This is a genomic window from Methylobacterium organophilum (assembly GCF_022533465.1).
GTDB classification, from domain to species: Bacteria; Pseudomonadota; Alphaproteobacteria; order Rhizobiales; family Beijerinckiaceae; genus Methylobacterium; species Methylobacterium organophilum.
Genome location: NZ_CP092848.1, coordinates 1,809,618 through 1,835,906, shown reverse-complemented (window position 1 = coordinate 1,835,906; position 26,289 = coordinate 1,809,618). Strand labels below are relative to the sequence as shown.

Below are 26,289 nucleotides of genomic sequence, written 5' to 3'. Positions count from 1 at the left end.
CGAGCGATGAGGTGGCACCTGCGCGTCCTTCACGCGGCCGCATTCGCGGTCGTCCCGGCCCTCGCCGCCGATGCGGGCGAGGCGCCGTTCGGCCTTGCGTGGGGACCGCTCTCCGAAGTGCCCCGTCCGCTGAAGGTCGACCGCGAGGCGAACTTGACGGCCCTGTACTACCCGCAGGGTTGGCGGCCGGCCACGGGACCCGGGACGGCCGAGGTCATCCTGGTGATCTGCCGGACCGAGGGGCTGCAGCAGGTGGTCTGGGTCGGCGTGCCACTCTCCGGCGACGACCTCGCGAAAGCGCGTCGGGCCATCCACGACGAAGGCGTTCGCCGTTACGGCGAACCCGAGCCGGGACCGACGGCGGATGCGGAACTCTGGCCCGGTGGGCAGGCGCTGCTGGCCAGCCGCGAAACCGCGGACGGACGGCGCGAACTCGTCATGACGACGTTCGGCCCCGGATACCAGGCCTGTTCCGGGACGCACCACGTCGAGGCCGGGCATCCGGCTGGCGCACACGTGGCCGACCTGATCGGCGGAATCGCGCCCTGAAACCCGCGGTCGGACACATCATCGCAAACCTGGGATCGGCATATGGGACACGGACACGCACACGGCGGCGGCCATGGGCATTCGCACGGCGGCGGCATTCCCTCGGGCTCGGCTGCGGCCCGCAACAAGGGACGCCTCGCCTGGGCGCTCGGGCTGACCTTGACCTACATGTTCGCCGAGGTCGTCGGCGGCCTGCTCACCGGCAGCCTCGCGCTCCTGGCGGATGCCGCGCACATGGTCACGGACGCCGGCGGCCTCGCCCTGGCGTTGCTCGCCATTCACTACGCGGCCAAGGCGCCGACGGCGGGCAAGAGCTTCGGGTATATGCGCTTCGAGATCCTCGCGGCGCTCGCCAACGCCGTCGTGCTGCTCGGGGTCACCGCCTACATCCTCTACGAGGCCTATCGGCGCTTCGTGGAGCCGACCGAGATCCTCGGCTGGCCGATGATGCTGGTGGCGCTGGTTGGGCTGGGCGTGAACCTCGCCAGCATGAAGCTGCTGTCGGGCGGCTCGTCCGAGAGCCTCAACGTGAAGGGCGCCTACTTCGAAGTCTTTTCGGACATGCTGGGCTCGGTCGGCGTCATCCTCGCGGCCCTCGTGGTGATGGGCACGGGCTGGACCTGGGTCGATCCTCTCATCGGCGCCGGCATAGGCCTGTTCATCGTACCCCGGACCTGGCGACTGCTGAGCGAAGCCCTTCACATCCTGTTGGAGGGCACGCCTCCCGGCGTGGACCTCGCCGCCCTGAAGACCGAGATCGAGGCGATGCCGGGGGTGCGCCGCGCCTACGACCTGCATGCCTGGACGTTGACGTCGGGCTTCGACGCGATGAGCGGGCACGTGGTGGTCGACGACGTCGCCGGCGGGCCGGCGGTGATCCGTGCCGTGCGGGGCCTAATGAAGGAGCGGCACGGCATCGAGCACGTCACCGTCCAGGTCGAGGACGAGGCACTCTCCGCGGAGTTCCCGCACCTTCCCGTCTGAGGCGGCGCGGCCATGGTAGGCAAGAAGCTGGCCCGGGAAATCGAGAGATGGGAGTCCAAGCCGCGCGGCAGGCGTCGTGCCCGTCCGCACGTCAGAAGGCGGGCGGGACGCGACCTCGTCAAGGTGCTGGCGGTGTGCTTCCTGCTCCTGGGCTTCCTGGTGCTCCTGGGCCATTTGTCCTGACCCGGAGGTAGCCGGGCCGAGGCGGCCTGCGCGGAAGGAACCGCACGGGCCGCCCCACCGACGGCCCTACTGCTTCTCGAACCGCGCCTGGATGTTGTGCCCGTGCATCTTCGCGGACAGCACGACCTTCGCTCCCGCCGCCAGCGGGGCCTTAAGGTCGGCCATGAGCTTGTTCGGCGCCCCCGGCTTCAGGGTCAGCGTCTCCGTCTTGCCTCCGACCTGCACGAATGCCTTGGCCGAGAGGCCGGCGGTCTCGACCGGCTTGCCGTCCTCACCGGTCACGAAGAAGGTGATGCCGGTCTCGGTCGCGACGAACTCGACGGGATGTCCATCGGCGACCGTCGTCTGGCCGCCGTTCGGGCCGGCGGCGAGGCAGGGCGACGCGAGGGCGATGGCGACGGCAACGACGGCGAGGCGGAAGGGGGAGCGCATGACGATGTCCTTTCTCGGGGGTCGGGAAGGTCTCAGAACGCCTCGACGGGCGAACTTCTCGGTGCCTCGGGTGAAGCCTCGGGGCGGTGACGGGCCTCGTCCCGCAGCCGCTCCAGGGGCTTGCGGCCGAAGGTCAGGAACAGCACCGGGGTCAGCACGGTGTCGAGCAGCGTCGCACTGATCAGGCCGCCGAAGATCGTCACCGCCACGGGGTGCAGGATCTCCTTGCCCGGCGCGTCGGCGCCGATCATCAGCGGCACCAGGGCGACGCCCGCCGAGAGCGCCGTCATCAGGACCGGCGCCAGCCGCTCCAAGCTGCCGCGGATGACGAGGTCGCGCCCGAACGGCATGCCCTCGTGGATCGCCAGGTTCAGGTAGTGGCTGATCTTGAGGATGCCGTTGCGGGTGGCGATGCCGGTCAGCGTGATGAAGCCGATCATCGAGGCGACCGAGAGTGGCTGCCCGGCTATCCAAAGGGCGGCCACCGAGCCGATCAGGGCGAGCGGGATGCTGCCTAGGATGATCAGCGTGAAGACGACCGAGCGGTAACGGGAGTAGAGCAGCGCGAAGACCAGGGCGAGGGAGAGCAGCGACAGCAGGCCGATGGTCCGGCTCGCCTCTGCCTGGGCCTGGAAAGAGCCCTCCAGGCTCGTGGCGTACCCGTTGGGCAAGTTCGCCGCGGCGACCTTCTCCTGGATGGCCTGGACGATCTTTCCCATGTCGGAGCCGGGTTGGGTGTTGGCCTGCACGACGATGCGGCGCCGGGCGTTCTCGCGCAGGATCTGGTTCGGCCCGTCGGTCTCGCGGATGTCGGCGATCTGGCGGGCCGGCACCCAGCCGGACGGGGTCTCGATGAGGAGGTCGCCGAGGCGCTGGGTCGTGCGCATCGTGTCGGAGAGGCGCATCACCACGTCGAAGCGGCGGTAGCCGTCCACCACCCGCGAGACCACCTGCCCGTTCGACAGGCGGCTCAACTGCTCGACCAGGGCCGCGGGTTGGACGCCGTAGAGGGCCGCGCGGGCATAGTCGACGCGAATTTCCAACTGGGGGATGAGCACCTGCTTCTCGACCTGGAGGTCGGCGAGGCCGGGGATGTCCGAGAGCCGCGCCCTCGTGTCCTCGGCGAGCGCGCGCAGGGTGTCGAGATCCTCGCCGAAGATCTTGAGCGCGATCTCGGCGCGCACGCCCGAGAGCATGTGGTCGAGCCGGTGCGAGATCGGCTGGCCGACGTTGACGCTGACGGGCAGCACCGCGAGGCGCCCGCGGATGTCGGTGACGAGTTCGGGCTTGGGTCGCGACCCCGGCTTCAGGTCGATCTCAAGGTCGGAGGAGTGGACGCCTTCCGCGTGCTCGTCGAGCTCGGCCCGGCCGGTGCGGCGACCGATGGACTTCACGTCCTGCATCTCCAGGAGCAGCCGTTCCGCCACCAGTCCGATCCGGTTGCTCTCGGCCAGCGAGATGCCGGGGTTGAAGGTCATGTTGACCGTGAACGAGCCCTCGTTGAACGGCGGCAGGAAGGTGCGTGGCAGGAAGGTCGCCGCGAGCCCGGCCGCCGCCACCGCCAGACCGGCGACCGCCATGACCGGCCGGCCATGCCCGAGCAGGCCGCGCAGCAGGGCGGCGTTCCCGCGCTTAAGCCACTTGAGGAATTGGCTGTCATGCTCCTCCAGTCGCTTGAGGCCCGGCAGCAGGTAGTAGGCCAGCACCGGCGTCAGGGTGATGGAGACGAGGAGGCTCGCCAGGATCGAGACGATGTAGGCCTGACCCAGCGGGGCGAAGAGCCGGCCCTCGATGCCCGACAGGGCGAAGAGCGGCACGAACACCAGCACGATCACCATAGTGGCGTAGACGATGCCGGAGCGCACCTCGTTCGAGGCCTCTACCACGACTGTGAAGACGCTTTTGGGGTTACCCGCTTTACGGTTCTCGCCGAGTCTCCGAAAAATGTTTTCGACGTCGACCACCGCGTCGTCGACGAGTTCGCCGATGGCGATGGCGAGGCCGCCAAGGGTCATCGTATTGATCGACAGCCCGGCGAGGTGGAACACGACCGCGGTCGCCAGGATCGAGACCGGGATCGCCGTGAGCGAGATCGCGGTGGTGCGCACGTTCAAGAGGAAGGCGAACAGCACCACCGCGACGACGACGACGGCCTCCATCAGCACCGTCTCGACGTTGCGTATCGAGGTCTCGATGAAGTTCGCCTGCCGGAAGATGAGCTGGTCGGCGCGCACGCCCTTGAAGGCGCATGCCTCGCCGACGGGTTCGGCCACGGACGGACCCGTCCGATCCGAGCTGCCCTTGCCCGCGTCGGGGCCGCAGGCGTTCAGGCTGGCGGTGATCTCCGCGAGGGCCGTCTCGACCTCGCGGGTGAGCCGCACCGTGTCGACGGCCGGCTGCTTCTCGACCGAGACCACGACCGCGGGCGCGCCCATGTAACCGGCATCACCCCGCTTCACCCGGGCCGCGAAGGAGACCTCGGCCACCTGCCGCAGGTAGATCGGTCGGCCGTTGACGGTGGCGACGACCATGTTGCGCAGGTCGTCGAGGCTCATGCTCCGGCCGAGGTTCCGGATCAGGTACTCGCGGGCGTACTGGTCGGTGAAGCCGCCGCCGGTGTTGGTGCCGAACTGAGCCAGCGCCGTCTCCAGTTGGCCATGGGTGACGCCGAGCGCCCGCAGGGCCGTGGGCTGGGGCGCGACGCGGAACTGGCGCACCTCGCCGCCCATCGGGATCACCTGGGCGACGCCGGGGATCGAGAGCAGGCGTGGTCGGATGGTGAAGTCGGCGAGTTCCCGCAATTGCATCGGCGAGACCGTGCCGCCGTTGAGGGCGACCATCACGATCTGGCCCATGATCGAGGAGACCGGACCCATCATCGGGTTGACGTTTGGGGGTAGTTGCGGGCGCACCATCGCGAGGCGCTCGGCGACCTGCTGGCGGTTGCGGTAGATGTCGGTGCCCCAGTCGAACTCGACGTAGATCACCGAGAGGCCGACGCCGGACACGGAACGCACCCGGGTCACGCCCGGCAGGCCGTTCATCTGCGTCTCGACCGGGAACGTGACGAGCTGCTCGACCTCCTGGGGGGCGAGTCCCTCGGCCTCGGTCATGATCGTCACCGTCGGCCGATTGAGGTCCGGGAATACGTCGACCGGAAGCTTGGTCGCGGTGAAGGCACCGTAGATGACGAGCACCGCGGCAAGCGCCAGTACGAGGAGGCGGTTGCGCAGGGATTGCGTGACGAGGAGCGTGAACACGGGTTGGCCTCCTCAGCGGACCTGGTTGAGGAGTTCGGCGCCTTGGGTCACGATCCGCTTGCCCGCGGCGAGCCCGGAGACGACCAGCACCTGCCCCGCATCGAGCGGCTCGACCCGCACCTCGCGGGGCTCGAAGCGCTCCGGCGCGGTGTGCTCGTAGACGATGCTTTGGCCGTTGCCGCCACGCACCACGCTCATGCGCGGAAGCGCCAACCCCTTCTGCTGTGCGTCGGTTGCGGCCAGCACGGTGACGAACTGCCCGGTCCGCAGTTCCGACGGCGCGCCTTCGACGGCGAAGTGCATCGGCACGGCTTGGCTGCGGTCGGCGAGCCCTGCGCCCATGTAGGCGAGGCGCAGCATGCGACCGTCGGCAAGGCGGGCGGTGGCGTGCTGGCCGCCGGTGAGGGCGTCGAAGCTCAGCGCCTCGATCCAGAGGCGGGTCGGGTCGACGATCTGGAACACCTGCACGCCGGGGCTCGCCATCTGCCCGGCCACGGCGGTCGCCTCGGCGATCACGCCGTCGACCGGCGCCTTGAGTGCTTCGGGCTGCTGGCGGATTGTGTCGAGGGCGGCGCGGCGGTCGAGCAGACCCTTCAGCTCGGCCTGGGCGTCCTCCAGTTGCACCTGCGATACGGCGCCGCCCGGTGCGAGCTTGCGGTAACGTTCGACCCGTCGCTCCGTGACTGCGATCTGCTGGTCGAGTTCGCCCTGGCGTTGGCGCATGTCGGAGGCGTCGACCGCCTGCACCGGCGGCGTGACATAGGCCAGCACCTCGCCCTTGCGCACCCGCGTGCCGAGCCGCGGGAAGATCCCGGATTCCGGCGGCGAGAGCCGGCCGCCGACCGAGGACTGCACGACCCCGCTGGCACTCGGATCGGGCACGATGCGCCCCGGCAGCTCGACGGTGCGGCGCATGATGTCGGAGGATGTCACCACCGTGCGCACGGCCAGTACCCTCTGGGTGGGCTTGGGCACGAAGATCGACCCGTCCGGTTGACGTCGCGCCAAGTCCTGTCCCGCCGGCGCCGGGGCGGCCATGAGGGTGGTTTGCGATCCGGGGGCACTCCCGTGACCGTGCCCCTCGCCCGCGAAGGCGCGCGGCGCGAACGCGAGGGCGACGATGAGGGCGACGAGGGCAGTGGCCGGCAAGTAACGGCGCCCCTTCATCAGGAGCGTGACCGCGATGCCGAGAAGGAAGCCGGTGCTGCCGATGGCCAGCGGCAGCGGGTCGGCCTCCTTCAGGTGGCGCTGAAAGTCGTGGGCCGCGGCGAGGCCGGATGCCCACGCGGAGACACCCGCCTCAGACTTCGGCGGCGGTGCCTCCCGCACCGTCAACGTGACCGGAAACATGTCGGTTGAGCCTGCCGCGGTCACGGTGAAGAGCACCTCGTGCTCGCCGGGGTGCAGGCTCCAATGTGCATCGACCGCGTAGCTGCCGTCCGGCATGGGCGAGGCGGTGAGGGAGCCGTCCGGCGTCTCGGCTCGGACGACGGCGTCCGTCACAGGCTCGTTGGTGCCCACACGGTCGAGGAACACGGCCAAGCGGCCGCTTCGGACGATGGCGACCAATTCGAGCGCGTCGGTGCTCGACGTACTGCGCGGCGCTGTAGCCGCCGCCGGAGCCTGCGCCTCGTTGCCGTGGTCGTGCCCCTCATGGGCGACGGCGAGCGTCGGCGCACCGGCCCAGAGGCCAAACGCCAGGAGAGCCGTCCGCAGGGCGGAGGCGGAGAGAACACGCATGGGATGATCGAGCCTTCGCGTAAAGGAGGCTGGCGGCTGTCGTTCACGGACAGCCGCTCAGGGCGCGCGTTGGAGCGCGGACCTCAGGCGAAGGTTCGAGGGGGTTCGGGAAGCGTCTCAGGAACCACGCTGTCGAACGTGACTTTGCGGACGCCAGCCAACGTTCGCTCGGGCTTCCAGGCAACCACGACGGTCAAGCAGTCCCAGCGCGCGAACGACACTGGGCAGCAAAGGCCGCAAGGACCAGCCACCGACTCTTCGGCGCTTCGGTCGGCATGGCCCACCATGTCGTCAACCTGACCTGGCCCTCCGGTCACTTGGTACCCGACCGAGACGGACGTGTCGTGTCCGACGTGAAGCTCCCCCGCGTGCGAGTGTCCCGCACCCGCCACCGAAAAGGCGGCAAGCGACACGATCTGGAAGACCGTGAGCAACGAACGCCAAAAGGACCGGGTGGCCGACATGATGCGGGGTGCATAGCACATCCACGCGGGCAGACCATGAGCTATTTGGCGCTCAACGAGTGGCGCCCCGACGAAAGTCCTTGGATGTATCCGCCCCAACCGTTCGGTCCGGTGAGCGAGGTTCAAATCCGGGCACCGGCGGGGCCGGCCGCCGGTAGGGGGTTAGGTCCCGGCCGCCATTCCGGCCGCCTTGGTGTCAGGGGTGAGGTTGTTCGCGTGCAGGGCGCGACTTCGCCCGCCGGGCTTCGTGCTCGGAGGCCATGGCCTCCGTCAGCGCGTACACTCTGGTCGCAGATTGGGAACAAACAAGGAACCTGGCGGTTGCGACTCCCGAAGCTGGGCTTAACCGGTCTGACTGGGCGTCGGACGCGATCCAGCCTCGCAAGATGGGCTCCATTCCAGGACCATCCCGGCTGCAGGAGGGGGGCGTGGCTAAGAACATCGTGGTCTTCTCGGATGGCACCGGCCAGGAAGGTGGCCTCCGCGAGGAACAGCGCCTCAGCAACGTCTACAAGCTCTACCGCGTCTGCCGGGTCGGGCCGGACAGCGGCATCGACCCGCGCGAGCAGGTCGCCTTCTACGACGCCGGCCTCGGCACGGACGGCTCGGCCCCGGGTTTCGTCGGTGCCTACCGCCGACTGCAGAAGCTGCTGTCCTCGGTGACCGGCCTGGGCATCACGAAGAACATCGCCGACTGCTACGAGTTCGCCATCAACCACTACGAGCCCGGCGACCGCATCTACCTGATCGGCTTCAGCCGAGGGGCCTACACGGCCCGTTGCGTGGCCAACGTTCTGTTCCTGTGCGGCGTCCCGACGAAAGTGCCGGGCGGAGACCTTCCACGCTTCCGCAAGGCGACGCGGGACATCGCGGATGAGGCGGTGATCAAGGTCTATGAGTACGGCGCGGGTTCACCCCGGGGCGGCGACTACGAGAAGGACCGGTTCGAGTTGGCGAGGCGATTCCGGCGCAAGTACGGGTCGGGTGACGACCTTTCCTCGAACGTGGCACCGCACTTCATCGGCGTGTTCGACACCGTCGCCTCGCTCGGCGCGACCGGACCCAAGTGGTGGGGCATTGCGGCCGGCCTGACGATCCTGGCCGTGCTGGTTGCAGCCGTGCCCGCCGTCTTGTCCGACCTAGCGTTCGGCACCGGCTACTGGCGCCCGTTCCTGGCCACCCTCTCGCTCACTGCGGCGTTCGTCCTCTGGCGTTGGCTGCCGACAGCGGTCAAGACCATCACCGACTCACCGGTGAACGGGAAGGCGCGCTGGCACATCGCGCAATGGCGCTCCGGGAACTACGACCAACTGCTGAGCGGCCATGTCGGCTATGCCCGGCATGCCCTCTCCATCGACGAGACCCGCGCCGACTTCCCGCGGGTCAGGTGGGGCAGCCGGGACGGGGTGCGGAAAAAGGTCCAGGGCGAGCCCGATCCGCTCATCCAGATGTGGTTCGCCGGCAACCACTCCGACATCGGCGGCAGCTACCCCGAAGCCGAGAGCCGGCTGTCCGACGTCGCGTTGCAGTGGATGGTGGAGCAGGCCACCAAGATCCCGGATCCGCTTCGGGTCGACGGGATGGTGTCCGAAGAGCCCGGTACCGGCCGGCTGCACCTGCATCCGGCGTCCGATGGCATGCAGCACTGCGAGGTCGCAGGCATGCACGACTCCATCGCCGGCATCCTTCCCCGCTGGCTGTCCCGTCGGATGGGATGGCTGGGATGGCCGGTGAAGGTCCGGGAGATCCCGGAGGATGCCCTGGTCCACCCGAGCGTCAGGGAAAGATTCGATCTGGCCGAGGTGACCCAATGTGATGGGAAAGGTCCTTATAGGCCGTTGGCGTTGGCGAACCACCGGGACTTCAGGACCGCTTATGCGCCGGGCTCGCCAAACCCAGGGGCAGCGAAATCCGGCATCGTCTAGCAGACCAATCTGCGATTGCAGTTGCTTGGCCATCCGCGAAGCTGCGGACCGACTACGAGGGATGGAATGAGGCTCGACAGTTTCAGGGTCACCAATTTTCGCAGCGTCGAGGATTCGGAAGAGGTCACGCTCGGCGACATGGTCTGTCTTGTCGGCAAGAACGAGGCTGGCAAGACCGCCCTCCTTCAAGCCTTGGCCGGCCTGAATCCCCACCCGGCGACACCAACGGTATTCGATAGGGAACGGGACTACCCCAGGCGGCACCTGAACGAGTACGACGCACGGCATCCGAAGGAGGAGGGCGAGGCAATCGTCATCACGTCCAAATGGTCCCTATCGCCCGAGGATGTGGCGACGCTGGCCGAAGCGTTGGGCCCCGACTGTCTCCGGTCGCGTCAGATCACCCTCTCGCGCCGCTACGACGACGAAACCTTCCGCATCGACGTTCCGCTGAACTACCCGGCCATCGCCGAGTACCTGATGGCCAGCCACGGCCTCGGCGAAACCGTCAGGGAACCGCTTGCGGAAGCCACAACCACGGACATGCTCCGAAAGGCGTTGGAGGCGTTGGCGGAGCCGACGCCGGACCAAGTCGCGCTCCTGGAAACGATCAGGTCGTTCCCCGGCCAGAACGCGGTGGGTTTCGTTGGGAGCTACATCCGCTCCGTGACGCCCCAGTTCATGTACTTTTCGTATTACGACCGCATGGCCGGGCAAATCCGGGTCGACGACATCGTACGCAACGGGGACGCACCGTACCACCATCCCGGACATCCGCATGGAAACACGCATTTGGACGTCGGCGAGAGGGTTTTCCTCGACTTCCTCGAATTCGCCGGGACCTCGGTGGAGGAGATCAAGGCGTCGACGACCTACGAGTCGCTGAACGCCAAGTGTGAATCCGCATCGAACGCCATCACCGACCAATTGCAGGAATACTGGACGTAGAACGCGTTCCTGGAGCTTGAGGTCAGGGTCACGAAGGCGGAAGCGGGCGACCCCGCCCCGTTCAACGCCGGCGCGATCGCCCGCGCCCGTGTCAGGAACACCCTTCACAGGGTGACGGTGCCGTTCTCGGAGCGTAGCGCCGGGTTCATCTGGTTCTTCTCGTTCCTGGTGAAGTTCGCGCAGGTAAGCAAGCGTGGGGGCAACCAGATACTCCTGCTGGACGAGCCGGGGCTGACCCTCCACGGCAAGGCCCAGGCCGATCTGCTGCGGTACTTCGCCGACCGACTCCTGCCGAAGCACCAAGTGGTCTTCTCCACGCATTCGCCCTTCATGGTGCCGCCCGACGACCTGACGCTCTCCCGGATCATCGAGGACCAGGTCGAGCAGAAGCGTCCAGGCTTCTGGACGACGAAGGGTACCAAGGTCAGGGGCGACGTGCTCGCCACGGACCCGGACACCCTCTTCCCCCTCCAGGCCGCCTTGGGCTACGACGTCACCCAGGCGCTGTTCATCGGCAAGCACACCCTGCTGGTCGAGGGACCGGGCGACATCCTGTTCCTCAAGGCCCTGTCGGCTCAGCTGAAGCGACGGCGACGGACCGCGCTCGACCCCCGCTGGACGATCTGTCCGGCCGGTGGGCTCGACAAGATCCAGTCGTTCGTCTCCCTGTTCAAGGGCGCGAACCTACACCTGGCGGTGATGTCCGACAGAGCCCAGGGCGACAAGCGCAAGCTTGAGCAGCTCAAGGCCGCCGGTGCCATACCAGAGAGCCGCATCATGAATTATCCCGACGTGCTCGGCATCGCCGAGGGCGACGTCGAGGACATATTCGAGCCCGAGACCTATGTCGGCATTGTCAACGGCGCCTTCGAGCTCAAGGGGCGTTCCGCACTGACCCTAGCCAAGCTTGACAAGGATGCACCGGGCCCCGGCCGGCTGGTGAAGCGCATGGAGACGGTGTTCAGGATCCTCCCGGCATCCACGCCGGAATTCGACCACTTCAGCCCGGCTGATTGGCTCATCCGCAATCCCAGTTTCCTGGACGGAAACGGCCCTGGCGTCGTGACGACCCTCGACAACGGTGAGAAGGTCATCGAGGCCATCAACGCTGCTTTGCCACGGTAACCGGTCAACCCGACGCTTTTCACCGCGACAGGCGACCCGAGCGCCTCGCCCGCACGAAGGGCCGGCAACAGTCGTCAGTGGACGCTCTATTGCACCGTATATCCCTGCCATAACTGTGCCCGGCACCTCGTCACCGCCGGGGTGAAGCGGGTCTATTACGTCGAGCCTTACGTGAAGAGCCTCGCGGTCGAGCTTCACTCCGACACCATCGTTACGGAACTTCCGCAACGGCCCAAGGACGGAAAGGCGCCGACCCAGGCCCAGATGGTCATCGTTCCATTCACCGGCGTCGGCGAGCGAATGCATGAGGATTTCTTCATCAAGAAAGGTGATCTGAAGGACGAGCACGGCACGTTCGTGCCTCCCGGCGGGGGCCTGCCCGAACATGCCGTCCGGCTGCGTGACTTGGCCTCCGTCGAGAGGCGTGCCGCCTCCTTGGTCCCGGAAGCCTGACGATGGCCGAACGCAAGATCCTCAGCTTCCCGACCCGGGCGCTGGCGCCGCATGCCGTCCCGTCCATGCCGGACCTGCAATACACCCTCTTCCCCGGCCAGGACGACTGAGAGGGCGCCGTCGCCTTCGTCGACATCGAGGGGCTGACGGAGGAGCCTCTGCTGCGCCTGATTGCGACCAACGCCGCGCGGGCACTCGTCGATCTGAGGCCGCGACCCGTCTTCCAGCGTCCCCGCTTCCGGCACAAGAACGTCGTCTTCTACCTGCACGACCGGGACATCCGGTACGTCGAGTTCGCGCTGATGGCGCGCTGGCCATCCCGGGACAAGGCCGTTGCCGCGATGCATTCCTCCGAGGCATACGCCAAGATCGAGCCGGTCCTCGAACACGGGCTGGCCATCTGCCTCTACGACCAGTCCGCCGAGGACCTCGGCTGGCTCGATGAGATGCGGCGCCTGCTCAGGCATTCGAAGGGATATCGGGCCGAGGTGAACCCGCGCTCCTTGACCGGCATGCCGGTCTGAGGGGGTCTTCGACTTCCAACCGCTCGGAGACATGGTTGCCTTGTCCGGGAATCGAGTAGTAGACGGGTATATCAGCCTGCCTTAGGGCAATTGCGAGCTTATGTTGTTTTAAACGACACAAGAGGTTATTATGTCGATATAAGCGACGGGGCTTCCGCCGCCCGGGGGCGTTAAGTGGCTACGACGCACGGTGATCTGATCCTCACGCGAGGCGACCCGCAACGCGACCGGTCCCTTCAGCGGCAGGCCGCCGCCGGCAAGCTCCGGCGGGTCGGCGACGGCATCTATGCGGTGTGCAACGGTCGTCCCGTCGAAGAGATTGTCTGCGGCGGATGGGCTCCCATCCTCGCTCGATACGCGCCTGGTGCCGTGCTCAGGGGCCGGACTGCCCTGCAGAGGAATCCCTGGCGTGAGCGCGGGCCGGACGGGCGCGTCGTCTTCCCGGGCTGGGTGTTCGCGACCGATCCGCACGGGAAGGCCCGCAGGCGGTTGTCACTGCCCGGCTTGGAAATCAGAACCTTCCCCGGTCCAGGGCCGTTGGAGGGGGACATGTCCTTCCTCGGGGTCTACCTTCCGAGCGACGCGCGCGCCCTGCTGGAGAACCTGCAGGCATCACGCGCACGGAGTGGGCCTAGCCGCACCGTCGGAAGGGAAGGCGTCGAACGAGAGGTCGAGCGGTTGCTGAAGACCGCCCATGAGGACGGTCTCCGGGAGATCCGGCAGCGGGCCGAGTGCATCGCAGGCTCGCTTGGGGCGGAACAGGAACTGCAGGTCCTCCTCGATATCATCGGGACCATCCTCGGAACGCGCAAAGCCGGTTTGGTCGCAAGGGACGTGGCCGCGCGGCGCCGGCCGGACGACCCCTACGACCCCGAGTGCATGGAGCGCCTCAAGGTCTTGGCGATGACCCTCGGGCGCGTCGCGCCCGACTTGGCCGACCCGCACGTCGGTCCCGGCGAGCGGGACTGCACGTCATTCGTCGAGGCGTACTTCACCAACTACATCGAGGGCACGCGCTTCCTCGTCGACAAGGCGCGGCGCATCGTGTTCGAGCACGAACCGGCCGATGGGCGGCCGCAGGACGGTCGCGACGTGACGCAAACCTTTGCCCAGGTCGCGAGCATCGTGCCGGGCGAGGCGCGCGCATCGTCCGTCGATGAGTTCATGGCCGAGATCCGCGAGCGGAACGCGCGGTTGCTCGACGCGCGCCCCGACAAGAAGCCGGGCGAGTTCAAGGAGGATGCCAACAGCGCCGGCAACACCGTCTTCGTGTTGCCTGACCTCGTCAAGGGGACTCTGCGCGAGGGTTTCGCCATGCTGCGCGACCTGCAGGCCCCGTTCGCCCGCGGCGTGTTCGCCCACACCCTCATCGTCCTCGTCCATCCCTTCAACGACGGCAACGGTCGGACCGCCCGCATCATGATGACGAAGGAATTGGTCGGCGGGGGGAAGTCGCGAATCGTGGTGCCGACCATCTACCGGTCGGACTACATCGGGGGGTTGCGGGCGCTTACCGCACCCGGCGCCGCTCAAGCCGCGCCCCTCGTGCGCGCGATGCTGCGGTGCCAGTCCGTCACGGCCCGCATCGCTTCGCCGGACCTCGACGAAACGTTGCGCCTTTGGGCCTCGACACACGCTTTTCTGGAAGACGAGAAGAACGCGAGGTTCACCGACCCGAACGTCAACGTGGACATCGTATGGCGGCGAGGCATCCCGGCCCCCGCCTCCTACTGGCAGGAACTCGACTTGACGGCCCAACTCCAGGACGATGTCACCGGCCTGATACCCCTTGAACATCAAGTCGTATAGAACGACGATGACGCACTTCCAACGACCAAAAACTACAAAGGCCGCGTGATGACGTTCATGATGGTAGGTCGTTGCGTCACTCGCCTGCAAGGCCAACTAGGGGCGAGGTGCCGGAACGGGCAGTATGTGGTTTTGGGTCCGGCCACCACCGGCGATTCGGCAACGCGCCATCCGCATTCATCCCGAGCCATTTGGTGTATCGCAAGCCCGACGGTGATCCGTGCTGTCCGCTCGGCGCCGTCATGACGGCTCGCCATATGCCCAGTGGCGGCAGGTCGGACGCAGACGTCGGCACGTGGCCGGAAATCTCCCGAAACCCGACACCGCCTCCGAGGCGCCGATCCAGGGCTGCTTTCCTCAAGTCCAAAGGAATGCTTACGCCTTTAGGGTAAGCGACTTCTCACGTCGCTGTTGTCTCGGCTGCAGGCTAGGACCGGTCCGTGGCGCGGCTCAGTTCCGGCTCCGGCTTGCGAGCGGTCACGGCCAGCACCGCGCCATGAATGCTCCGACCCGAACAAGGCGACCCATGCGCGTGCTGCTGATCGAGGACGACCGCATGATCGGCGAAGGGTTGTCGCACGGCCTTGCCGCCGAAGGCTACTCCGTCGATTGGGTACGCGACGGCCCCATGGCCGAAACGGCGCTGCGGGTCGGCGGCCACGCATTGGTCCTGCTGGACCTCGGCCTGCCGGGCGCCGACGGCCTGCAGGTTCTCAGGTCCGCGCGGACGGCGGGCAACGACATGTCGGTGCTCATCATCACGGCGCGGGACGGACTCGACAGCCGCGTCGCCGGCCTCGACCTCGGGGCCGACGACTACCTGGTCAAGCCGTTCGAGATGCGCGAGCTGCTCGCCCGGATGCGGGCGATCCTGCGGCGCCGGGCCGGGCGGGCGACCGCGCGGCTCGTGGCCGCCGAGACCGAACTCGACACGGAGAGCCATGTGCTATCCCACGCCGGAACCGTCGCGGTCCTGTCGGCGCGCGAATACGCCCTCATGCACGCGCTCATGGAGCGACCGGGGCGCATCCTCTCTCGGGCGCAGATCGAGGAACGCATCTACGGGTGGGGCGAGGAGGTCGAGAGCAACGCGGTGGACGCCCTGATCCTCACGGTCCGCCGCAAGGTCGGCAAGGGCGTGATCCTCAACGTCCGCGGCGCAGGCTGGATGGTGCCCAAGCCATGAGGGCCGCCTCCTTGCGCCGCACGACGCTCGGCTGGATGACCGCCCTGCTCGCCGGAATCGGCTTGGCCGCGATGGTCGCGGCCTATGCCCTCGCGCGGATCGAGGCGGCCGATTTCCTCGACGGGCAGTTGCGGCAGGTCGCCCTCAACGCCGGTCCCGGGCTCCCGGACGCGGACGCGCCGCCCGCCGCCGACCAGGACCCGGAGGACCAACTCGCCGTCACCATCTGGAAGGACGGGCAGGTCCTGCGCGACGACCGCGGCGTCGACGTCCGCCACCCCGGCCGCACGGGATACGCGAACGTCGTCATGGGCGGCGAGCTCTGGCGCACCTACACGACCGCCAACGGCACCACGACGGTCCGGGTCGCCCAGCGCGACGTCGTGAGGGCGGAGTTCGCACGCAATGCGGCGCTCGGCGCCGTGGCCCCGCTGCTGCTCCTCGTCCCGCTGTCGTGGATCGTCGTCGGCTGGGCGATGAACCGGGCGCTCGGGCGGCTCGACGGCTTGGTGCATGACCTCGCCGGGCGCGGCGCCGCCGCCCAAGGCCCCTTGCCGACGCGCGGCGTGCCGACGGAGGTGGCGCCCCTCGTCGAGGCCATGAACGGGCTCATCCTTCGCCTGCAGGCCGCTCTGGCCGCCCAGAAGCGGTTCGTGGCCGACGCGGCGCACGAACTGCGTACGCCGCTTGCCGCGATGCAGATCCAACTCGACTCCCTCGGCGGGCCTGCCGGTGGCGGGGGCGACGCGCGGCGTATGGCGCTGGCGGACGGCCTCCGGAGGGCGAACCGGCTGGTGGATCAACTGCTCCGTCTCGCCCGGCTCGACGACGGTGCCGAGGCCCGTCCTGCATCCGTCGACCTCGGCCAGCTCCTGCTCGACTGCGTCGCCGACCACGTCGTGCTCGCCGAGCGCAAGGACATCGACCTGGGCGTGCATATCGAGACACCCGCGACGCTTCACGCGTCGGAGGACGAGGTCCGCGTCCTGTTCGCCAACCTGGTCGACAACGCCCTGCGCTACACGCCGTCGGGAGGCCAGGTCGACGTCCGTCTGCTGAACCGGAACGGTGCGTGCGTCGTCACGGTTCGGGACACCGGCTGCGGGCTGCCGCCGGGAAGCGAGGGCCGCCTGTTCGACCGCTTCTTCCGGGCCGCGCCACCGGAAGTCGAAGGCACAGGGCTCGGGCTCGCCATCGCCCGCCGCATCGCGGAGCGCAACGACCTCGGCCTGACGGTCGAAAACCGACGTGACGGGCAGGGGACCCTCGCAACCGTCAGACTGCCGGCCTGAGGCCGAGCCTGCGGCTCCTCCGGACGAAGCTCATTCTGCCCTCATTCTGGCTCGCTATCACCGTGCCCGACCATGACGGACGGGAGACGGGGATGAGCGAGATCCAGCGCCAGGTCTTGAACAAGGTACCGGAGGTCACCGCGGCCTTCTGGGTCATCAAGATCCTGTCCACGACCGTCGGCGAGACCGGCGCGGACTACCTCGCGGTGAACGTCGGCCTGGGTGCCGCCGTCACCGCCACCCTCACGGCCGGCCTCCTCGCGGCCGTCCTCGCCCTGCAGGTGCGCGAGCGGCGCTACGTGCCCTGGACCTATTGGTCGACCGTCGTCCTCGTCAGCGTGGTCGGCACGCAGGTCACCGACATCCTGACCGACAAGCTCGGCGTGAGCCTCTTCGTCAGCACCGGCGTGTTCGCGGCCGCCCTCGCCGCCGTGTTCGCCCTCTGGTACGCGACCGAGCGGACGCTCTCGATCCACGCCATCGTGACCCGGCGCCGCGAGGCGTTCTACTGGCTCGCCATCCTCCTGACCTTCGCGCTCGGCACGGCCGCGGGCGACCTGGCTACCGAGGCGCTGGGGCTCGGCTTCAATCTCGGCGTCGTCATCTTCGGCACGATCCTGGCCGCCCTCGCCCTCGCCTGGCGCCTCGGCGCGAACCCGGTGACGACCTTCTGGCTCGCCTACATCGTCACGCGCCCCCTCGGCGCATCGCTGGGCGATCTGCTGTCGCAGGCACGGGAATACGGCGGCCTCGGCTTCGGCACGGCCTCCACCAGCCTCGCCTTCTTCTCCGTCATCGTCGCCCTGGTGACGTCCCTGAGCCTCGTCTCCGGACGCCCTGGCGAGCCGGCCGGACAGCGGCGGGCCTGACCGTCCGCCGCCTCCCGCATCCCCATCCTCCAGTCCTTCCAACGCCGCACGACACGGAGCGAACGACCATGCGAAACATCCTCCTCGCCGCCATCGCCGCGACGGTCATCGGTGCCACGGCCGCCCCCCTGGGCCTGCTGGCGATGCAGGACGCCGCCGTCGGAGCGACGCCCAAGGCGATGGCGGCCTCGAAGCTTGGCGACCTCTCCAAGTTCCGGACCATCGTCGTCGACGTGAAGGCGATGACCGACCGGGGCGACCTCGCCGCCGCCAAGACGCGCATCAAGGACCTGGAATTGTCCTGGGACGCGTCCGAGGCCGGCCTGAAGCCGCGAGCCGCCGCCGACTGGCACGTCGTGGACAAGGCCATCGACCGCGCCCTCGACGCGCTGCGGGCGTCGAACCCCGATCCGGCCGCCTGCCGTCGCGCGGTCGACGACCTGCTCGCCATCATCGACCAGACCCACACCGCGTGAGCCAGCCCTCGCTTTCCCACGGCAGCCCGATGCAACCGACCGAGCGACCCGGACACGTCGAACCCGCCAAGGTGCCTGAAGCCACCGCCGGGTTCTGGGCCATCAAGATCGTGGCCACGACCCTGGGCGAGGTCGGCGGGAACGCCGTCACGTTGACGCTCGGCCTCGGCTATCTCGCCGGCACGGCGATCTTCGGGGCCGCCCTGGCGGTGCTGCTGGCCGCACAGGTCCGGGCGGACCGCTTCCATCCGATCCTGTACTGGGCCGTGGTCACCGCGACGACGCTCGCAGGCACGACCCTCGCCGACTTCTGCGACAGGTCCCTCGGCATCGGCTACGCGGGCGGGTCCCTGGTGCTGCTCGGATCGGTCGTCGCGACCCTGATCCTGTGGAAGCGCACGCTCGGCACGGTCGCCGTGGAGACGGTGCGGTCCCCGCGGGCCGAAGGTTTCTACTGGGCCACGGTCATGTTCTCCCAGACGCTCGGCACCGCGTTGGGCGACTGGATGGCTGACAGCAGCGGGCTCGGGTACAACGGGAGCGCGCTCCTCATCCTCGTCGCGCTGGCCGTGGTCACGGCCCTCCATCTGCGAACGCGTGTTTCCAGGCCCATGCTGTTCTGGACGGCGTTCGTCCTGACGCGGCCGCTCGGCGCCACCCTCGCCAACTCGCTCGACAAGCCGGTCGCTTCCGGCGGCCTGGGCATCGACGACATCACGATCTCCGGCGTGCTCGCGCTCGTCATGGCCGGGGCTCGTCCTCCTCATCCCGCAGCGTGCCGGTCGCCGGGCGGCCTGCGCCGACGCGCCGTGAGGTTTTTCTCGAAGAAGGAGCAGGTCCGATGGACGACCGTTACGAACGCGCCCTGAGCAAGGTACCCGAGGTCACGCTGGGCTTCTGGATCATCAAGATCCTGGCCACGACGCTCGGGGAGACCGGCGGCGACACCGTCACCATGACCCTCAACTGGGGCTACCTCGCCGGCACCGCCCTGTTCGCCGTGCTGCTGGTCGCGCTCGTGGTCGCCCAGATCATATCGAAGCGGTTCCACCCGGTCCTGTACTGGTCCACGATCGTCGCCTCGACCACCTTCGGTACGACGATGGCGGACTTCGCCGACCGCTCGCTCGGCATCGGATACACCGGCGGGTCGACCCTGCTACTCGCCTGCCTCGCGGCCGTGCTCGGGCTTTGGTACGCGACCGAGGGCACCGTGTCGGTGGACACGGTTTCGACCCCGCGGGTCGAGGCGTTCTATTGGGGGGCGATCACCTTCTCGCAGACGTTGGGCACCGCGCTCGGCGACTGGCTCGCGGACACCGGCGGCCTCGGCTACGAGGGTGGCGCCCTCGTCTTCGCGGCGGCGCTCGCGGTCGTCATCGCCCTGTACTACCGGACCTCCGTTTCACGGGTCACGCTCTTCTGGGCGGCGTTCATCCTGACCCGCCCGCTCGGGGCCACGGTGGGCGATTTCCTCGACAAGCCGGTCGCCAACGGCGGGCTGAACCTGAGCCGGCCGCTCGCTTCCGCCGTGATCGCGGCCTTCATCGTGGCGCTCATCGTCCTGCTACCGCAGCGGGCCGGCCGTCATCCGGGCGCGGACGCGACGGCGTCATGAACCTGCGGTCGACACCGCATGGCGACGCGCCGGGGCCCCGCCCTTGTCCGGCGCCGCGGCGACTTCGTCCACGGGGCCGTGCGCGCGACCTGCCCCCGATCCGTGGAGTTCGCACGGATGCCGGCGGCCCGGGGACGGCGGCCGCGCGCATCCCGAGGCCGGGCCAGAAGCAGTCGCCGTGGGTCAGGGCCGCGGTCCATCGACGATCCTTGCATCCCCGGTCTGGCCGCCTCGCCCCACGGGCGACGCGCGTCAGACCTGGGGCGGCGTACCGAGGTCCGGCCGGGAGGCGAGGCGGATGAACGAATTGGGTGCCTGGGCAGCAGCCGTGACGCGCCTCGGGAAACGGGAGCTCGGCCTCGTGGCGACGCTGTTCTGCGTCGCCGCACTCCTCCTCGCGTTCGGCCTCCTCGCCGGCGAGGTGATGGAGGGTGATACCATGGCGTTCGACACCCGGGTCGCGCGCTTCTTCCGTCCACTCGGCGCCGCCGGCCCAATCGGGCCGGCCTGGGTGCATGAGATGGCGCGCGACGTGACCTCCCTTGGGAGCATGGTCGTCCTGTGCTTCCTGCTGGCTGCGACCGTGGGGTACCTGCTCCTGGTCCGCAGGCGTGGGACTGCCCTCCTGGTGGTGGGCTCGATGCTGGGCGGCACGGTCATCAGCTTCGGCCTGAAGCTGCTCTTCAACCGCCCTCGTCCCGACATTCCCGGCGGCATCCAAGTGTTCACAGCCAGCTTTCCCAGCAGCCACGCCATGCTCTCTGCGGTGACCTTCCTGACGCTGGGGGCGATCATGACGAGGGTCGCAGCGGGCGCACGGCTGAAGGCGTACTTCATGGGGCTCGCCGTCTTCCTCACCGTCGTCGTGGGGCTGAGCCGCGTCTACATCGGCGTCCACTACGCGACCGACGTGTTGGCGGGCTGGTGCGTCGGGTCGGCCTGGGCGGTGCTGTGCTGGATCGTGGCGCTGCGCCTCCAGCGGCGCGGCCAGGTCGAAGCGTCGGGGGCGGCCGGTGAGCCCGACCGTACGGCTCATGCGGATTCGAAGCTGTCCGTTCGGACCTTGCGTTAGCGTCGCCTTACGGCGCTCAAATGGCTCGGCCGTGCTGCCGGATCACCCGGTTCAGGGTGCGCCCGAGTTGGTCGGCGGCGTAGGGCTTGTGCAGCAGCTCGAAGCCGTCACCACCTCCCTGGGCCAGCGCATCGCTGTAGCCGGACGCCAGGACGACCGGCAGGCCGGGGAGCCGCCCGCGCAACAGCTTGGCCATGGCGAGGCCGCCCATGCCGGGCATGACCACGTCCGAGAACACGACGTGGAAGCCGGCGCCATCCGGGCCGAGCCGGTCGAGGGCCTCCTCGGCGTTCGCCGCCCAGTCCGTCGCGAAGCCCAAGTCCTGGAGGATCTGCGTGGCGAATCGCCCGACCTCGACGTTGTCCTCCACGACCAGCACGCGCCGCCCGGCTCCGGACGAGGTGGCCTCGTCTCCCGTTTCATGTCTGCCCGGCTCCGGGGCGGCCTCGATCTCGGGCAGGTACAGCGTGAACGTGGTCCCACGCCCCGGAGCGCTCTCCACGTTCACGTCGCCGCCCGATTGCTTGGCGAAGCCGAACACCTGGCTCAGGCCCAACCCCGTTCCCTTGCCGACTTCCTTCGTGGTGTAGAACGGCTCGAAGATGCGTCCGAGGAGCTCCGGGGCGATGCCCGTGCCCGTGTCCGACAGCGAGACCGCCGCGAACGGCGCCGGGCTGCCGCCGTGACCGCGGATCGAAGGCATCCCCTGCGAGCAGGACAGCCGCAGCGTCAGCGTGCCCTCGCCGTCCATAGCGTCGCGGGCATTCACCGCCATGTTGATGACGGCCGTCTCGAACTGGCTCACGTCGGCCAGGACGTGACAGGGACGCTCGGGCAACTCGGTCAGCACGCGGATGCGCGAACCGGTCACCGTGTCGAGCATGTCGGCCACGCTTTTCAGACGGGCGCCGGCCTCGAACACCTCGGGCTTGAGCGCCTGCCTTCGGGCGAAGGCCAGGAGTTGCCCGGTCAGCTTGGTGGCGCGCTCCACCGTGTCCGAGACCGCGTCCATGTAGCGCCTTCGCCTGTCGTCCGGCAGGTCGGGTCGCCGCAGGAAGTCGACAGAGGACCGGATGATGGTCAGGAGGTTGTTGAAGTCGTGGGCCACGCCCCCGGTCAGCTGGCCGACCGCCTCCAGCTTCTGCGACTGCCGGAGCGCCGCCTCCGCCTCGCCCAGGCGGGCGGTGCGCTCCTCGACCCGCTGCTCAAGCGTCGCGTTCAGGGCCGCGAGCTGCCCCGCCGCCTCGCGCAGGGCGGCGTCGGCGCGCACGCGCTCGATATGCGCCCAGCAGCGCTCCGTCACCTCGCGGAGAACCGCAAGGTCGTCGCCCGACCAAGCCCGCGCCACCCGGTCGTGGATGGCCATCATGGCCGTCAGGCGCCCGTCCTTGACCAGGGGCATGCAGGCTACCGCCGCGACACCAACGGCCTGGAAGGAGGCAGCGTCCGCAGCCGGCAGTTCAGACCGGACGTCGCCGACGACGAGCAACTCGCCCGAACGAAGGCAGGTCGCGGCCAGCGTGCCGAAATCGGTGAGGCGGTAGCGCCCGACGATGCTCGGCGAGCCCTCCGCCGACCAATCCCCGCGGATGGTCAGGCCTTCCCCGTCCGGGTCCATGTCGGCGTAGGCGCAGTTCGAGAGACGCAGATGGCCCGCCACCATGCGCGTCGTCACCGACAGGATGCCCTCGGCATCTGTGTTCCCGGCGGTCTCCGTGCCGAGTGCGTCGAGGAAGCGCAGCCTTGCCTCGTTGGCTTGCCGGACCTCCTCGGCTCGCCGCCGCGCCGTGATGTCGATGGCCGTGCCGAGCGCCCGGACGCACGCTCCTCTCGCGTCGAACAGGCCCTTGCCCTTGGCCGCGACCCAGCGGACGACGCCATCCTCCTTTCCGACCGTGCGGTACTCGACGTCGTAGGTCGCGCGCCGCGCCGGGTCGAGCGCCGAGGCGAAGGCCGCGCTCGTCACCTCCAGGTCGTCCGGATGCAGCCCGGCATAGAAGTCGGCCATGCTGCAGGGCACGCCCGGCGAGATGCCGAACATCGCCTTGGTACGATCCGACCAGGTCAGCACGTCGGTGGTCAGGTCGAGGTCCCAGGTCCCCACCTCGGCGGCCTCGGTCGCGAGCCGCAGGGATTCCTCGCTGAAGGCCAGCCGCTCCAGGTTGGCCCGCCGCTCGGCCGTCAACGCCGCGTTCTCGTCCTCCAGCACGACGAGGCGCTCACGCTCGACCGTCACGTCCAACTGGCTGGCGAAGAAGTATGCGAGATCGCCGCCCGCGTCGTTGACCGGCGCCAGCAGCAGCCGGTTCCAGAACGGTGTTCCGTCCTTCTTGTGGTTGCGGATGTCGATCTCGATGGACCGGGGCGCGACGATGGCCTCGCGGATCAGGCGGACTGTCTCCGGGTCGGTCTCAGGGCCCTGCAGGAAGCGGCAATTGCGCCCGAGGATCTCCTCCCGCGCATAACCGGTCAGGCGGCAGAAGGCATCGTTGACGAAGACGATGGGATTGTCCGGCCGGCGCGGATTGGTGATGACCATCGGCATGCGCGTTGCCCGCACGGCAGCGGGGAACGGGTCGGTCCCGCCATCAATTCCGGCGAGTTCGGCCTCGATCCTGGCTTGGTCGCGTCGGAGCCGCTCAGGCGTCGCGCGGTATGGGGGTGGCTTGACCGTGTCGTCCATCAGGCTTCGGTTCTAGCAGCCGTTGCCACAATTCGCAGCGGGGTCGGGCGCGGCGGTCGCCGGACCCGCCAAGTCGCCCGGTGAAATTTTCACAACCGAGCGACCCCGAAGGCGAGGCGCCCGACCGGACTACGCCAGGACGGAGGCCGGCAGCCTTACCGTCACGGTCGTCCCGCCCGCGCCGCTTGCCATCGCGAGCGTTCCGTTGAGCTGGCGGACGAACGCCTCGACGAACCGGGATCCAAGGCCGGAACCCGGGCCGCTGGTCGCGTCCAGCCCGATGCCGTCGTCGGCGACCGTGAGCACCGCCTCACCGTCCCGGCGCCTGAACCCGAGGAGGATGCGGCCCCCTCCGGACGGAAACGCGTACTTCACCGCGTTGGTGGCGAGTTCGTTGACGATCAACCCGACCGTGACCGCCTGGTCGGCGACGATGGACAGCGGTTCCGCCTCGACGTCGACGGCGATGCGGGCCTCGGCGCCGAGCAGGCTGGAACGCAGGCTTCCGGCGATGCCCTCCAGATATGGCCCCATCGCCACCGGGCCGAGCGTCGAGGAGCGGGAGATCACGTCGTAGAGCTCGGCCACGGCGCCGATGCGGCCCTGCATCGCGCGGTAGCCCTCGACGCAGGGTTCGGCCGCCCGGCGGATTTCGTACGAGACGAACGAGGTGATGATCTGCAGGCTGTTCTTGATGCGATGGGCGAGCTCGGCGGCGAGAAGGTCGCGGTGCCTCTCCAGCATTCGCGCCTCGGTCACGTCCTCGAAGACCAGGAGCAGCCGAGTGATATGGTTGCCGGGACGGTGGACCTTGCGGGCGTTGAGCTTGAAGATGCGCCGACCGAGTCCCGGGAACTCGTCCTCGACCTCGAAGCCGTCGATGGCCATGTCGTCGGGCACGATCCGCCCGAGCAGATCCTGGAGCCGCCCGACCCGCCACTGGCCTTGCGACAGGTCGTAGAGCGACGTGCCGACCACAGTCCCAACGTCGAGGCCGAACATGCGCAGGAAGGAGCGGCTGGCACTGACCACTGTCATGTCGGCTTCGAGGACCACCAGCGGGTCTCGAACCGTGTCGACGATGCCCTGGGCGAGAAGTCGCTGTCGCTCGGCCTCGGCCCGGGCCTCGTGCTCGCCCGTGACGTCGTCGATGGCGAGGAGCAGGTATGGAACGTGGCCGTCCTCCCTGAACACCTTGCGGGCGTTGAGGCGCATGCACTTCACGCCGATGCCGGGAAAGTCGTGCCCGACCTCGTAGCCCTCGACGGTCCCGTCGCGCGGCACGATCTCGCCGAGCAGCGTGCGCAGTTCGGGGATCCCCCACTGGCCGTTGCCGAGCTCGAACAGCGGCCGTCCGACCGTCGCCTCGGGCTCGACCTTGAAGGTGTTGTAGAAGGCGCGGTTCGCCGACTTGACCCTAAGGTCCATGTCGAGAACCAGCAGGCTGGTCCGGACGGTGTCGACGATGTCTTGCGAGCTTACCGTGTCCATGCGTCCACCGTCGGGTTCGAAGCTACCCGTCCGCACGGTCCACGAACCCTAGCCGACCGGTGGGACGCGAGTCCGCGTAGTGGATGCGGGCGGGTTCACACGGCCGTCTCATTTCCCAGCCGTCCGCCACCGGAGCCGGGGGGGGTCGCAAGATTATCCCGGGCAACCTAACAGGGCGCCGCCGCTTGCGGCAATGGCACAGGCTCCAAGCCATTGTGCCGCAGTCCCGACGACCGCGCCCCGATGCTTTGCGGGTGGCGGACCAGCATCCCAGGCGCCGTTGCCGGGGGTCCCTCTGGACGACGGCCTCGGCGAGGTTCGGCGCACGCTGGCGGCCACCAGCACCGCGAGCTCGATCACGCGCACGGCGTCGAGGACCGACATCAACACGACCGCACGGTGGTGCGCGAGTGTCACCGCCACGGCGACGCCCGCAAGCGCGCCATCGTGGAGGAGCACGGCCACCGTGTAGCGGAACGTCGACCCGGGGCCGGGACGGCGGCATCGGCGGGCGGCCCAGTCCCACGCTCCTCGAAAGGTCGGCGAACCCAGCGTGACGGTTGCCTGAACGGCGGTTTCAGAACGCATTCAACGGCGGCGGCGCAACCTGCCGTTATACGAATCCCCGGAGGATACAGCGATGCGGCGACACCTTGCAGGCTTGATGGCCGCGGCCATCGTCATCGCGCCGGCCGCGGCCTCGGCCCAATATTACGAGCGCGGCTATGGCGAACGGCGGCCGCACGATCATGTCGAGGTCTACCGTCACGGCGACCATGACGACGTCGTAGTCCGGCACCATCACACGCGCCGCGACGAATACGACCCGCGCCGGTTCGAGCGGCACCATCACCACCACGACTTCGACGACTGAGGTCGCAGGCCGGAATTGGGGGCGGCGCATGGGGAGTAACGTGCGCGGGAGGCTTCGCGGGCGCGTACCCGATGCCCGCGGCCAGGCGCGAAAACCCGCGAGTTCGGGTAGCATCCGCATGTCCGCACCGCCTGCTTGGACGGGCCGCCCGGAGAACTCCTATCTCCTGCCGGGCATTTCGTGCCTGTACCCGTGCGCATGCCAGTCGTTGTCCGCGTGCGCGGGCTTGCCGTCGGGCACCTTCTCCCCCGCCGGAGCGCGAGCCGTTGCGGTGGGTTGGTCCGCCGGACACGGCTCCGGTGTTCAGGACCGTTCGCTTGAAGTTCGGGACG

The 26,289-nt window shown here is 68.6% G+C and carries 21 protein-coding genes; 16 read left to right on the top strand and 5 right to left on the bottom strand.

Annotation, left to right across the window (positions count from 1 at the left end; genetic code table 11):
• The first annotated feature begins 6 nt into the window (after nt 1–6).
• Nucleotides 7–549: a hypothetical protein gene (locus MMB17_RS08530; RefSeq protein WP_003596842.1), complete on the top strand. Its 543-nt coding sequence runs from the start codon at nt 7–9 to the stop codon at nt 547–549.
• A 42-nt stretch (nt 550–591) separates the two neighbouring features.
• Nucleotides 592–1,533 (top strand): cation diffusion facilitator family transporter, encoded by a 942-nt coding sequence (locus MMB17_RS08525; RefSeq protein ID WP_003596846.1) that lies wholly within the window; start codon nt 592–594, stop codon nt 1,531–1,533.
• Between the two features lie 249 nt (nt 1,534–1,782).
• Here MMB17_RS08525 and MMB17_RS08520 read toward each other — a convergent pair whose 3' ends face one another.
• The 3 genes from MMB17_RS08520 to MMB17_RS08510 are packed head-to-tail and all read right to left on the bottom strand — an operon-like array spanning nt 1,783 to nt 7,148.
• A complete protein-coding gene (locus MMB17_RS08520) occupies nt 1,783–2,148 on the bottom strand; it encodes a hypothetical protein (protein ID WP_003596849.1) in 366 nt (121 codons plus the stop codon).
• 32 nt (nt 2,149–2,180) lie between these two features.
• Entirely contained in the window at nt 2,181–5,408 is a 3,228-nt protein-coding gene (locus MMB17_RS08515) for an efflux RND transporter permease subunit (protein WP_003596851.1), read from the bottom strand.
• 12 nt (nt 5,409–5,420) lie between these two features.
• On the bottom strand, nt 5,421–7,148 hold the full coding sequence (locus tag MMB17_RS08510) for an efflux RND transporter periplasmic adaptor subunit (protein WP_003596852.1): 1,728 nt from the start codon (nt 7,146–7,148) through the stop codon (nt 5,421–5,423).
• A gap of 892 nt (nt 7,149–8,040) precedes the next feature.
• Between MMB17_RS08510 and MMB17_RS08505 the strand changes: the two genes are divergently transcribed.
• The 13 genes from MMB17_RS08505 (at nt 8,041) to MMB17_RS08440 (ending at nt 20,909) form a co-directional block, all read left to right on the top strand.
• Nucleotides 8,041–9,537 (top strand): DUF2235 domain-containing protein, encoded by a 1,497-nt coding sequence (locus tag MMB17_RS08505; protein ID WP_003596853.1) that lies wholly within the window; start codon nt 8,041–8,043, stop codon nt 9,535–9,537.
• A 66-nt stretch (nt 9,538–9,603) separates the two neighbouring features.
• The gene (locus MMB17_RS08500; protein ID WP_003596854.1) at nt 9,604–10,485 is read left to right on the top strand and encodes an AAA family ATPase; all 882 of its coding nucleotides are present in this window, start codon (nt 9,604–9,606) and stop codon (nt 10,483–10,485) included.
• A 111-nt stretch (nt 10,486–10,596) separates the two neighbouring features.
• Nucleotides 10,597–11,610 carry an ATP-dependent nuclease gene (locus MMB17_RS08495; protein WP_017484342.1) on the top strand — a complete coding sequence of 338 codons (1,014 nt, stop codon included), beginning with the start codon at nt 10,597–10,599 and terminating at the stop codon, nt 11,608–11,610.
• 171 nt (nt 11,611–11,781) lie between these two features.
• Nucleotides 11,782–12,063, top strand: a complete 282-nt coding sequence (locus tag MMB17_RS08485; RefSeq protein WP_231343942.1) for a hypothetical protein — start codon at nt 11,782–11,784, stop codon at nt 12,061–12,063.
• Nucleotides 12,064–12,365: 302 nt separating this feature from the next.
• Nucleotides 12,366–12,587, top strand: a complete 222-nt coding sequence (locus MMB17_RS08480) for a hypothetical protein (RefSeq protein ID WP_003596862.1) — start codon at nt 12,366–12,368, stop codon at nt 12,585–12,587.
• Between the two features lie 174 nt (nt 12,588–12,761).
• Entirely contained in the window at nt 12,762–14,396 is a 1,635-nt protein-coding gene (locus tag MMB17_RS08475; RefSeq protein ID WP_003596864.1) for a Fic family protein, read from the top strand.
• A gap of 526 nt (nt 14,397–14,922) precedes the next feature.
• Nucleotides 14,923–15,582: a response regulator transcription factor gene (locus tag MMB17_RS08470; protein WP_003596865.1), complete on the top strand. Its 660-nt coding sequence runs from the start codon at nt 14,923–14,925 to the stop codon at nt 15,580–15,582.
• Complete coding sequence (locus MMB17_RS08465; RefSeq protein WP_003596867.1) at nt 15,579–16,874, top strand: sensor histidine kinase; 1,296 nt, start codon at nt 15,579–15,581, stop codon at nt 16,872–16,874. Before MMB17_RS08470 ends, MMB17_RS08465 begins: the two co-directional genes overlap by 4 nt.
• Nucleotides 16,875–16,966: 92 nt before the next feature.
• Nucleotides 16,967–17,743 (top strand): COG4705 family protein, encoded by a 777-nt coding sequence (locus MMB17_RS08460; protein ID WP_003596870.1) that lies wholly within the window; start codon nt 16,967–16,969, stop codon nt 17,741–17,743.
• Between the two features lie 68 nt (nt 17,744–17,811).
• The gene (locus MMB17_RS08455) at nt 17,812–18,219 is read left to right on the top strand and encodes a hypothetical protein (RefSeq protein WP_003596871.1); all 408 of its coding nucleotides are present in this window, start codon (nt 17,812–17,814) and stop codon (nt 18,217–18,219) included.
• A gap of 71 nt (nt 18,220–18,290) precedes the next feature.
• Complete coding sequence (locus MMB17_RS08450; protein ID WP_238229975.1) at nt 18,291–19,088, top strand: COG4705 family protein; 798 nt, start codon at nt 18,291–18,293, stop codon at nt 19,086–19,088.
• Nucleotides 19,061–19,837, top strand: a complete 777-nt coding sequence (locus MMB17_RS08445; RefSeq protein ID WP_003596877.1) for a COG4705 family protein — start codon at nt 19,061–19,063, stop codon at nt 19,835–19,837. The genes MMB17_RS08450 and MMB17_RS08445 overlap by 28 nt, the downstream gene beginning before the upstream one ends.
• Before the next feature lie 298 nt (nt 19,838–20,135).
• On the top strand, nt 20,136–20,909 hold the full coding sequence (locus MMB17_RS08440; protein WP_003596879.1) for a phosphatase PAP2 family protein: 774 nt from the start codon (nt 20,136–20,138) through the stop codon (nt 20,907–20,909).
• Nucleotides 20,910–20,925: 16 nt separating this feature from the next.
• Here MMB17_RS08440 and MMB17_RS08435 read toward each other — a convergent pair whose 3' ends face one another.
• Complete coding sequence (locus MMB17_RS08435) at nt 20,926–23,592, bottom strand: PAS domain S-box protein (RefSeq protein ID WP_003596880.1); 2,667 nt, start codon at nt 23,590–23,592, stop codon at nt 20,926–20,928.
• 129 nt (nt 23,593–23,721) lie between these two features.
• Entirely contained in the window at nt 23,722–25,083 is a 1,362-nt protein-coding gene (locus MMB17_RS08430; RefSeq protein WP_012455880.1) for a sensor histidine kinase, read from the bottom strand.
• Nucleotides 25,084–25,723: 640 nt separating this feature from the next.
• Between MMB17_RS08430 and MMB17_RS08425 the strand changes: the two genes are divergently transcribed.
• Nucleotides 25,724–25,957: a hypothetical protein gene (locus MMB17_RS08425; RefSeq protein WP_241101737.1), complete on the top strand. Its 234-nt coding sequence runs from the start codon at nt 25,724–25,726 to the stop codon at nt 25,955–25,957.
• The last annotated feature ends 332 nt before the right edge of the window (nt 25,958–26,289 follow it).

Excerpts from the sequence above, each read along its gene's own strand:
- MMB17_RS08530 (WP_003596842.1), top strand. The coding sequence starts at position 7 with ATGAGGTGGCACCTGCGCGTCCTTCACGCGGCCGCATTCGCGGTCGTC.
- MMB17_RS08525 (WP_003596846.1), top strand. The coding sequence starts at position 592 with ATGGGACACGGACACGCACACGGCGGCGGCCATGGGCATTCGCACGGC.
- MMB17_RS08520 (WP_003596849.1), bottom strand. The coding sequence starts at position 2,148 with ATGCGCTCCCCCTTCCGCCTCGCCGTCGTTGCCGTCGCCATCGCCCTC.
- MMB17_RS08510 (WP_003596852.1), bottom strand. The coding sequence starts at position 7,148 with ATGCGTGTTCTCTCCGCCTCCGCCCTGCGGACGGCTCTCCTGGCGTTT.
- MMB17_RS08500 (WP_003596854.1), top strand. The coding sequence starts at position 9,604 with ATGAGGCTCGACAGTTTCAGGGTCACCAATTTTCGCAGCGTCGAGGAT.
- MMB17_RS08480 (WP_003596862.1), top strand. The coding sequence starts at position 12,366 with ATGGCGCGCTGGCCATCCCGGGACAAGGCCGTTGCCGCGATGCATTCC.
- MMB17_RS08470 (WP_003596865.1), top strand. The coding sequence starts at position 14,923 with ATGCGCGTGCTGCTGATCGAGGACGACCGCATGATCGGCGAAGGGTTG.
- MMB17_RS08465 (WP_003596867.1), top strand. The coding sequence starts at position 15,579 with ATGAGGGCCGCCTCCTTGCGCCGCACGACGCTCGGCTGGATGACCGCC.
- MMB17_RS08460 (WP_003596870.1), top strand. The coding sequence starts at position 16,967 with ATGAGCGAGATCCAGCGCCAGGTCTTGAACAAGGTACCGGAGGTCACC.
- MMB17_RS08455 (WP_003596871.1), top strand. The coding sequence starts at position 17,812 with ATGCGAAACATCCTCCTCGCCGCCATCGCCGCGACGGTCATCGGTGCC.
- MMB17_RS08445 (WP_003596877.1), top strand. The coding sequence starts at position 19,061 with ATGGACGACCGTTACGAACGCGCCCTGAGCAAGGTACCCGAGGTCACG.
- MMB17_RS08440 (WP_003596879.1), top strand. The coding sequence starts at position 20,136 with ATGAACGAATTGGGTGCCTGGGCAGCAGCCGTGACGCGCCTCGGGAAA.
- MMB17_RS08435 (WP_003596880.1), bottom strand. The coding sequence starts at position 23,592 with ATGGACGACACGGTCAAGCCACCCCCATACCGCGCGACGCCTGAGCGG.
- MMB17_RS08430 (WP_012455880.1), bottom strand. The coding sequence starts at position 25,083 with ATGGACACGGTAAGCTCGCAAGACATCGTCGACACCGTCCGGACCAGC.
- MMB17_RS08425 (WP_241101737.1), top strand. The coding sequence starts at position 25,724 with ATGCGGCGACACCTTGCAGGCTTGATGGCCGCGGCCATCGTCATCGCG.